The organism is Megamonas sp. Calf98-2, assembly GCF_900110235.1.
GTDB lineage: Bacteria > Bacillota > Negativicutes > Selenomonadales > Selenomonadaceae > Megamonas > Megamonas funiformis.
Genome location: NZ_FOCY01000055.1, coordinates 1 through 7,044, shown reverse-complemented (window position 1 = coordinate 7,044; position 7,044 = coordinate 1). Strand labels below are relative to the sequence as shown.

9 protein-coding genes and 1 pseudogene are annotated in these 7,044 nt (G+C 33.9%); 4 read left to right on the top strand and 6 right to left on the bottom strand.

All coding sequences use genetic code 11. The features are described from left to right. Positions 1-251: 251 nt before the first annotated feature. From murA to BMX03_RS11470, 4 genes and pseudogenes are all read left to right on the top strand, one after another. Entirely contained in the window at positions 252-1,517 is a 1,266-nt protein-coding gene (murA, locus tag BMX03_RS10850; RefSeq protein ID WP_022228065.1) for a UDP-N-acetylglucosamine 1-carboxyvinyltransferase, read from the top strand. Positions 1,518-1,593: 76 nt separating this feature from the next. Continuing rightward, positions 1,594-1,806: a 4Fe-4S binding protein gene (locus BMX03_RS11480; protein ID WP_255361497.1), complete on the top strand. Its 213-nt coding sequence runs from the start codon at positions 1,594-1,596 to the stop codon at positions 1,804-1,806. 57 nt (positions 1,807-1,863) lie between these two features. Continuing rightward, complete coding sequence (locus BMX03_RS11475; RefSeq protein ID WP_015561992.1) at positions 1,864-2,124, top strand: hypothetical protein; 261 nt, start codon at positions 1,864-1,866, stop codon at positions 2,122-2,124. After that, a pseudogene (locus BMX03_RS11470) lies at positions 2,106-2,656 on the top strand (Coenzyme F420 hydrogenase/dehydrogenase, beta subunit C-terminal domain); the annotation flags it as partial. The gene BMX03_RS11475 and the pseudogene BMX03_RS11470, both read left to right, overlap by 19 nt. A 46-nt stretch (positions 2,657-2,702) precedes the next feature. Here the strand turns inward: BMX03_RS11470 and rpsR are convergent. The 6 genes from rpsR to BMX03_RS10815 all read right to left on the bottom strand — a co-directional run bounded on the left by rpsR (position 2,703) and on the right by BMX03_RS10815 (position 6,846). Continuing rightward, positions 2,703-2,936 (bottom strand): 30S ribosomal protein S18, encoded by a 234-nt coding sequence (rpsR, locus tag BMX03_RS10840; RefSeq protein WP_008539206.1) that lies wholly within the window; start codon positions 2,934-2,936, stop codon positions 2,703-2,705. Between the two features lie 14 nt (positions 2,937-2,950). Continuing rightward, complete coding sequence (locus tag BMX03_RS10835; protein WP_015561991.1) at positions 2,951-3,397, bottom strand: single-stranded DNA-binding protein; 447 nt, start codon at positions 3,395-3,397, stop codon at positions 2,951-2,953. A gap of 30 nt (positions 3,398-3,427) precedes the next feature. Further along, positions 3,428-3,715, bottom strand: coding sequence for a 30S ribosomal protein S6 (gene rpsF / locus BMX03_RS10830; protein WP_022228062.1), 288 nt, complete (start codon positions 3,713-3,715; stop codon positions 3,428-3,430). Between the two features lie 120 nt (positions 3,716-3,835). Next, a complete protein-coding gene (locus BMX03_RS10825; RefSeq protein ID WP_022228061.1) occupies positions 3,836-5,197 on the bottom strand; it encodes an MFS transporter in 1,362 nt (453 codons plus the stop codon). A gap of 100 nt (positions 5,198-5,297) precedes the next feature. Then, the gene (locus tag BMX03_RS10820; RefSeq protein ID WP_008539210.1) at positions 5,298-5,531 is read right to left on the bottom strand and encodes a hypothetical protein; all 234 of its coding nucleotides are present in this window, start codon (positions 5,529-5,531) and stop codon (positions 5,298-5,300) included. 202 nt (positions 5,532-5,733) lie between these two features. Beyond that, on the bottom strand, positions 5,734-6,846 hold the full coding sequence (locus BMX03_RS10815; protein WP_091695374.1) for an aminopeptidase: 1,113 nt from the start codon (positions 6,844-6,846) through the stop codon (positions 5,734-5,736). Positions 6,847-7,044 lie beyond the last annotated feature (198 nt).

Sequence of the window (7,044 nt, the reverse complement as noted above, 5' to 3'; positions counted from 1 at the left end):
CACGATAGAGATAGAAATGCTGCTATAAATATATGGAAGGTTGGGGCATCAACCTTCTTTGGAGAGATATAGTAAGACCTGCTATTTTAGTAGGCAAGTATCGTTTGTATCCAAGAATCCCCTGCCTTTAGGCATGGGGAGTATGTCAATCTAAATCACTTTGTCTATAGATAATATATATAATTTCTTATTGCTATACATAAAGGTAAATGATAAAATAATAAAGATATAAGTCTTGTGGAGGATGAAAATTGGAAAAGTTGATTATACATGGCGGTCATGAATTGCATGGTCGTGTAAAAATTAGCGGTGCAAAAAACGCTGTACTGCCTATTATTGCAGCAACTCTTCTGGCCCAGGATAAGCCATGTGTTTTAGACGAAGTACCTTATTTAAACGACGTCTGCACAATCGCTGAAGTTCTGCGTCAGCTTGGTGCTAAAGTTGATTTCAATCGTCAACAACATACATTGTTTGTTGATAGTACTGTTTTAAAAACAGTTGATGCACCATATGATTTAGTACGTAAAATGAGAGCTTCCTTTGTTATTATGGGACCTCTATTAGCACGTTATGGAAAAGCTAAAATTTCCATGCCTGGTGGCTGTGCTATTGGTACTAGACCTATCGATTTACACCTCAAAGGTTTTGAAGCTCTTGGAGCTGAAATCGAAATCGGACACGGCTTTATCAGTGCTACTGCACCAAATGGGCTAAAAGGAACTAGTATTTATCTTGATTTCCCAAGTGTCGGTGCTACAGAAAATATCATTATGGCAGCATGTATGGCTGAAGGTCAGACTATACTTGAAAATGCTGCTCAAGAACCAGAAATTATCGATTTAGCTAATTTCTTAAACATCATGGGAGCTAAAATTCGCGGTGCTGGTACAAATGTGATCAAAATTACAGGTGTGCCAAAATTAATTGGTCATAACTACACAATTATTCCTGACCGAATTGAAGCTGGAACCTATATGGTGGCTGTAGCCATGACTGGCGGAGATATCTATATAGAAAATGCTATTAGTGAACATTTAAAACCTGTTATTGCAAAATTAAATGAAGCAGGAGTTAAAATTGAAGAAGATATCGATGGTATCCGTGTTAGCTGTAACAATCGCCCCAAAGCTATCGATATTAAAACTCTACCATATCCAGGATTTCCTACAGATATGCAAGCTCAATTTATGGCAATGCTCACTATTGCTGATGGTACAGGTCTTGTTACAGAGACTGTATTTGAAAATCGTTTTATGCATGTAGATGAATTAAAACGCATGGGAGCTTGTATTAAAGTTGATGGACGCACATCTATTGTTGAAGGTGTTCCTTCATTAAATGGTTGTCAAGTAAAAGCTACAGACTTACGTGCTGGAGCTGCCATGGTACTTGCTGGTTTAGTTGCTAATGGCGAAACTGAAGTATCTTATATTCATCATATTGATAGAGGATACGATAATCTCGTAGAAAAATTATGTGGATTAGGTGCAGACATTTGTCGTGTTGATAACTAAAAATTGTGTGTACATAAATAGCCAAGATAGTCATTATCTATCTTGGCTATTTTGGTATAACAAGGAGGTTTTACTTATGCTGTGCTCAAAAAATAGTTGTACTGGTTGTTTATCTTGTCAAAATATCTGCCCTAAAAATGCAATACAAGTAATCACCGACAAGCAAGGCCTTTGGCAACCTCAAATCGACAACGAAAAATGTATTAATTGTGGATTGTGCCATAAATCTTGCCCCGTATACTTCAAACCACATAATGAAGAAAACTTGGCTGAAATCTATGCTTGCTAGCATATAAATACGCAAAAACGTCAACAAACAGCTTCAGGAGGATTATTTACCGCTTTAATGCTACAAGCACTATCCCAAAATTTTTATGTTTGTGGCTCAACTTTAACTGATGATTTAAAAGCCAAACATATCATCATCAATAAAATCGAAGATTATCCTTTATTAATTGGCTCCAAATATGTACAGAGTTTTATTGGAACAACATATAAGGATATTCGCAAATTATTGCTTCAAGGTGAAAAGTATTATTTTCCGGTACACCTTGTCAAGTTGCTGGTTTATATGCTTTTCTCAAAAAACGCTATAAACGCTATATAGGTCAATTATTCACAGTTGATTTACTTTGCCATGGTGTGCCTTCACCACAGATATTCAAAGATTATCTGATTTTAAATTTCGTGAAAAACCAGGCTGGCGTCGCTATCAAGTAATCGCCAAATTTGATGACAACAAAAAAGATATTTCTTATAAAGATACTAATGAATATATCAAAGGATTTTTAAAGGGAAATTTCCTCAGGAGTTCCTGCTATAATTGTGCTTATACGAATTTAGACAGAGTGAGCGATTTAACTATCGGCGATTTTTGGAATTACTTCTCTGATAATGTAAACAGCGAAGATATTGATGATGATAAAGGTATTTCTATGTTATTAATCAATACGCAAAATGGCAAATCACTATTTAATAAAACCAAAGAAGATTTAATCTATTTTGCTAAAGATTTTCAAAAATCTATTGAAAAAAGCCCTCGCTTGCATAAACCTACAAAAAAACCAGAAACATATGAACAATTTTGGCAAGACTACGCTCAACACGATTTCTGTTATATGTTAAAAAATTATTTTTAAATGCAAAAAGCCGATATCAAATGATATCGGCTTAATTATCGCTAAATTATTCAGCTGTGAAAGGTAAAAGAGCGATGTTACGAGCTCTTTTAATTGCAACTGTTACTTGACGTTGGTGGCAAGCACAGTTACCGGAAATACGACGAGGTAAAATTTTACCACGTTCTGTAATGAAACGACGGAGTTTTGCTACGTCTTTATAATCGATATGTTCGATTTTATCAGCGCAGAAGCTACAAACTTTTCTTTTTGGTCTTCTGTTTCTATCGCGTTTAACCAATGTTGTTACCCTCCTTAAAATGGTATTTCTTCGTCAGGGGGTACTTCAGAACCGAAAGATGCTGCTGCTCCACCCATCATTGGAGATGAAGTCTGCATTTGTGCACCACCGAATTGCTGTGTTGGTGCTGGAGCACTTGTTGGTCTAGAACCCATAAACTCAAGTTCTTGGGCTATGACTTCAGTAACATAGCGTTTACTTCCATCTTGTGCATCATAACTGCGAATCTGAATGCGACCTTCAATCAAGACTTGACTGCCTTTTACTAAATTGTTGCCACATACTTCAGCTAATTTATCCCATACTACGATAGGAATAAAATCTGCTGTTTGTTGTTGATCAGCACCACGACTAAATCTACGGTTCACAGCTAAAGTAAAGCTTGCCACCGCTTTTCCTGTCTGCGTGTAACGTACTTCTGGGTCACGCACAAGACGCCCTGCTAATATTACCTTATTCATGGTAATTTCCTCCCTGGCAAATCTTTATAATTATTTTTCGTCTTCTCTAACGATCATATGTTTTAATACTTCATCAGTAATTTTCATTACACGATCAAGTTCTGCAGAGCAAGTTGGTTCTGCTGTGTATTCAAATAAGCAGTAGAAACCATCAGTGCAGTCTTTAATTTCATAAGCCAAACGTTTTTTGCCCCAACGATCTTCTTTGTCAATAGTACCACCATTGGCAACGATTAAGTTAGAGAACTTTTCGATAACAGCATTAGTTGCTTCTTCTTCCATTGGTCTAATAATAAATACGACTTCGTACTTTCTCACGAAATCACCTCCTCTTTGGACTATCGGCCCACAAATGGGCAGGGATTAATTCCGCTAAGCGGAACTCGTTATTAACATAACTTCTTAATTATATCATTGTCTAAATGCTAACGCAAGCTATTATTTAACATTTTCTTTACCTCTCATCAAAGAAGCAAATAGGGCTATAATACATAAAAAACCAAATAAAATAAATATATATTTAAAACTGTGTAAAAGTATATCTACATAATTACTTTCTATCGCTTCAGCAGTAAAAATAGATAATAGCAAGGTTACTAATGACATGCTTATCGCTTGCCCTGTAAGGCGCATTACTGCCAAAATCGAAGACGCCACTCCATAAAATTTTGCCTCTACAGCTCCCATAATGGCATTATTATTCGGTGAAGCGAATAAACCAAAACCTAAACCAATAAAAGCTAAATTTATACCAATTAGATAAAATGATGTATCTTTATCCAGAAAAGAAAAAGCAAATAATCCTATCATCATCATACCCATACCTAAAGAAGCAATAAGTCTTGATGAGAATTTATCAGATAATGCTCCTGCTTTAGGAGAAACAATCGTCATAATAAATGGTTGTATCAATAAAAATCCTCCAGCTGTAAAAGCATCCATACCTCTGACTAATTGCAAATATAAAGATAATACAAAACCTAAAGCAAAAGTCGCACTATAATGAATTAAAGCGGCTATATTTGACATGGTAAATACTATATTTTTAAAAATAGATAAATCTACAAGTGGTGAAGCAACTTTTTTCTGCTCATATATAAATAATAAAAATAAAATAAAAGCTATAAATGGCATATAATGCACAAATTCATGTCTTGTCCAATCTGATAATCCATATAAAAATAAAACTATCATTACTAGATAAATAATGCTACCAATATAGTCAAATTTTTTATCTTTTGCTCCATACCAATCAATTTTTACCTTAAAAATCAAAAAGAAATTTATCAATAAAGCTATACCAATAAGCCCAAAAATCATTCTCCAACCCAAATAATCTGTGATAAAACCACCAATAAAAGGCCCTAATGAAACGCCTGAATATACACATGCTGCCGATAAACCTATCGTCTTGCCACGATTTTCAGCACCACAACAAGAGACCAGTAATGCCATACTTGTACCAAAAATCATTGACATGGACAATCCCTGTAAAAATCGCACAAATATAAAAGCTAAAAAGTTTTGCACTACTGCACAGACTAAAGTAGTAGCACAAATACAAGCCAATCCTTGTAGATATATTCTTCTGCGTCCTTTTATATCAGCTAAACGACCAAAGGGTAATAAAGTGGCTGCTGAACCAATTAAAAAAGCTGTAACAGCCCAAGTCAACTCATCTGGCATCATGTTAAAATCTTCAGCCATGGCTGGAACAGCGATATTTACTGAACTTCCCATAAATGGACCTATGAATGATGTTATCATCACTGCAATCAATATTCTTTTCTGTTCTGTCATTTTTCTCACCTACTTTTATTTCTTTTAACTTCACCTTAACATAAAAAAAGAACTGCAACCAAATGAAAAATATACAATCATTTGTTTGCAGTTCTTCTCTTTATACAACAGATTCAATAAGTCTATCTTTTGTAGAAATTCGCCATATTCTTTCAAAAGGATAAGATTGGAACATGTATCTTAAATCAATATATCCTTCGCCTAAAATAAAAGATATACGTTTTAGGATTTTACCCTTATGTGTTTTCCTTATTTTATTAATATAATAAGCTATCTCTACATCGTCTAATTTACCATTCTGCATGTATACTTTTATACCATCGTAAAACAACATCGACACCTCCAGGACACTGGACATATTTAGAGATATTAAGGATTTAATTTTTCTTATTGGCAATTTTACAATATCTAATAAAAAATGTCAAAATATGTAAACAAAGAAGTACTATATATAATATTTTGATTTTTTGCAAAAAAACAAGATACTACCAAAACCCTTGTAGTACCTTGTTTTCTTACTAATTATGTTTTACTTGTTATTTTAAATTCTCAGGATTTAAACAGAATAAATCTTCCACAACAAATAGACCATCTTTGCGAATTAATTCATCATCAAGATAAATTTCTCCTCCACCATATTCAGGAGTCTGAATTAAAACTAAATCCCAGTGAACAGCTGAACGATTTGTATTATCTGCATCTTCATAAGCACAACCTGGAGTGAAATGTAAACTACCACTTATTTTTTCATCAAATAAAATGTCTTTCATAGGGAAAGTTACATATGGATTTAGACCAAAGGAGAATTCCCCTATATATCTTGCACCTTCATCAGTATCCAAAATTTTATTTAAGGCCTCTGTATGATTTGCTGTAGCTTTTACTATCTTACCATTTTCAAAAGTAAAAGATACATTTTCAAAAGTAGTACCTTGATAAATTGATGGTGTATTATATGTGATTGTTCCGTTTACACTGTCTTTAATTGGAGCTGTATACACTTCACCATCTGGAATATTACAATCACCTGCACATTTAACAGCTGGCATATTTTTGATAGAAAAAGTTATATCTGTTCCTTTGCCTTTAATTCTGACTTTATCAGCACTTTCCATGCGTTTAACTAAGCTATCCATAGCTTTACCCATTTTAGCATAATCTAAGTTGCAAACATTGTAATAAAAATCAGTAAAAGCATCTGTACTCATATTCGCAAGCTGTGCCATAGAACCATTTGGATAACGAAGAACACACCATTTTGTTTTTGACACGCGTATATCACTATGCACTGGCTTCATCCAATATTTAGAATAAATTTCCATTTTATCTGCTGGCACATCACTCAATTGACTTACATTTTCACTGCCACGAATAGCAATATATGCGTCCATGTTTTTCATGCGAAGTGATTCATATTCTGCACAAAGCTTCATTTGCTCTGTTGTAGCATTTAATAATAATTCACGTTGCATTTTCAAATTTTTTATAGTCAAAAATGGTATACCGCCTACTTTATAAGCTTCTTGTATCAAAGCTTGTGCAAGCTCCATACCTTCATCAATTAATTCAATTAAAAGTTTTTCGCCTTTTTGCAAACGCACAGAATAATTTATGAGATTATGTGCTAATTGTAAATTTCTACTATCCATTTTTTCAACCTACTTTCTGTAATTTTTATTATTTGATGGATTGTATAATGAAGTGCGACACCTAGAAAAATAAAAAACTCACTATGAATTTTCGTGTAAAATAAAGTTACCACACCAAATCCACACGAAAGGAAAATTCATAATGAGCTATCATCATCTTACCATATCTGAACGTATTCGTATAGAGGTTCTTTCTAT

Coding starts and splice junctions, on each gene's coding strand:
- BMX03_RS11480 (WP_255361497.1), top strand. CDS start 1,594: ATGCTGTGCTCAAAAAATAGTTGTACTGGTTGTTTATCTTGTCAAAAT.
- BMX03_RS11475 (WP_015561992.1), top strand. CDS start 1,864: ATGCTACAAGCACTATCCCAAAATTTTTATGTTTGTGGCTCAACTTTA.
- BMX03_RS10835 (WP_015561991.1), bottom strand. CDS start 3,397: ATGAATAAGGTAATATTAGCAGGGCGTCTTGTGCGTGACCCAGAAGTA.
- BMX03_RS10825 (WP_022228061.1), bottom strand. CDS start 5,197: ATGACAGAACAGAAAAGAATATTGATTGCAGTGATGATAACATCATTC.
- BMX03_RS10820 (WP_008539210.1), bottom strand. CDS start 5,531: ATGTTGTTTTACGATGGTATAAAAGTATACATGCAGAATGGTAAATTA.
- BMX03_RS10815 (WP_091695374.1), bottom strand. CDS start 6,846: ATGGATAGTAGAAATTTACAATTAGCACATAATCTCATAAATTATTCT.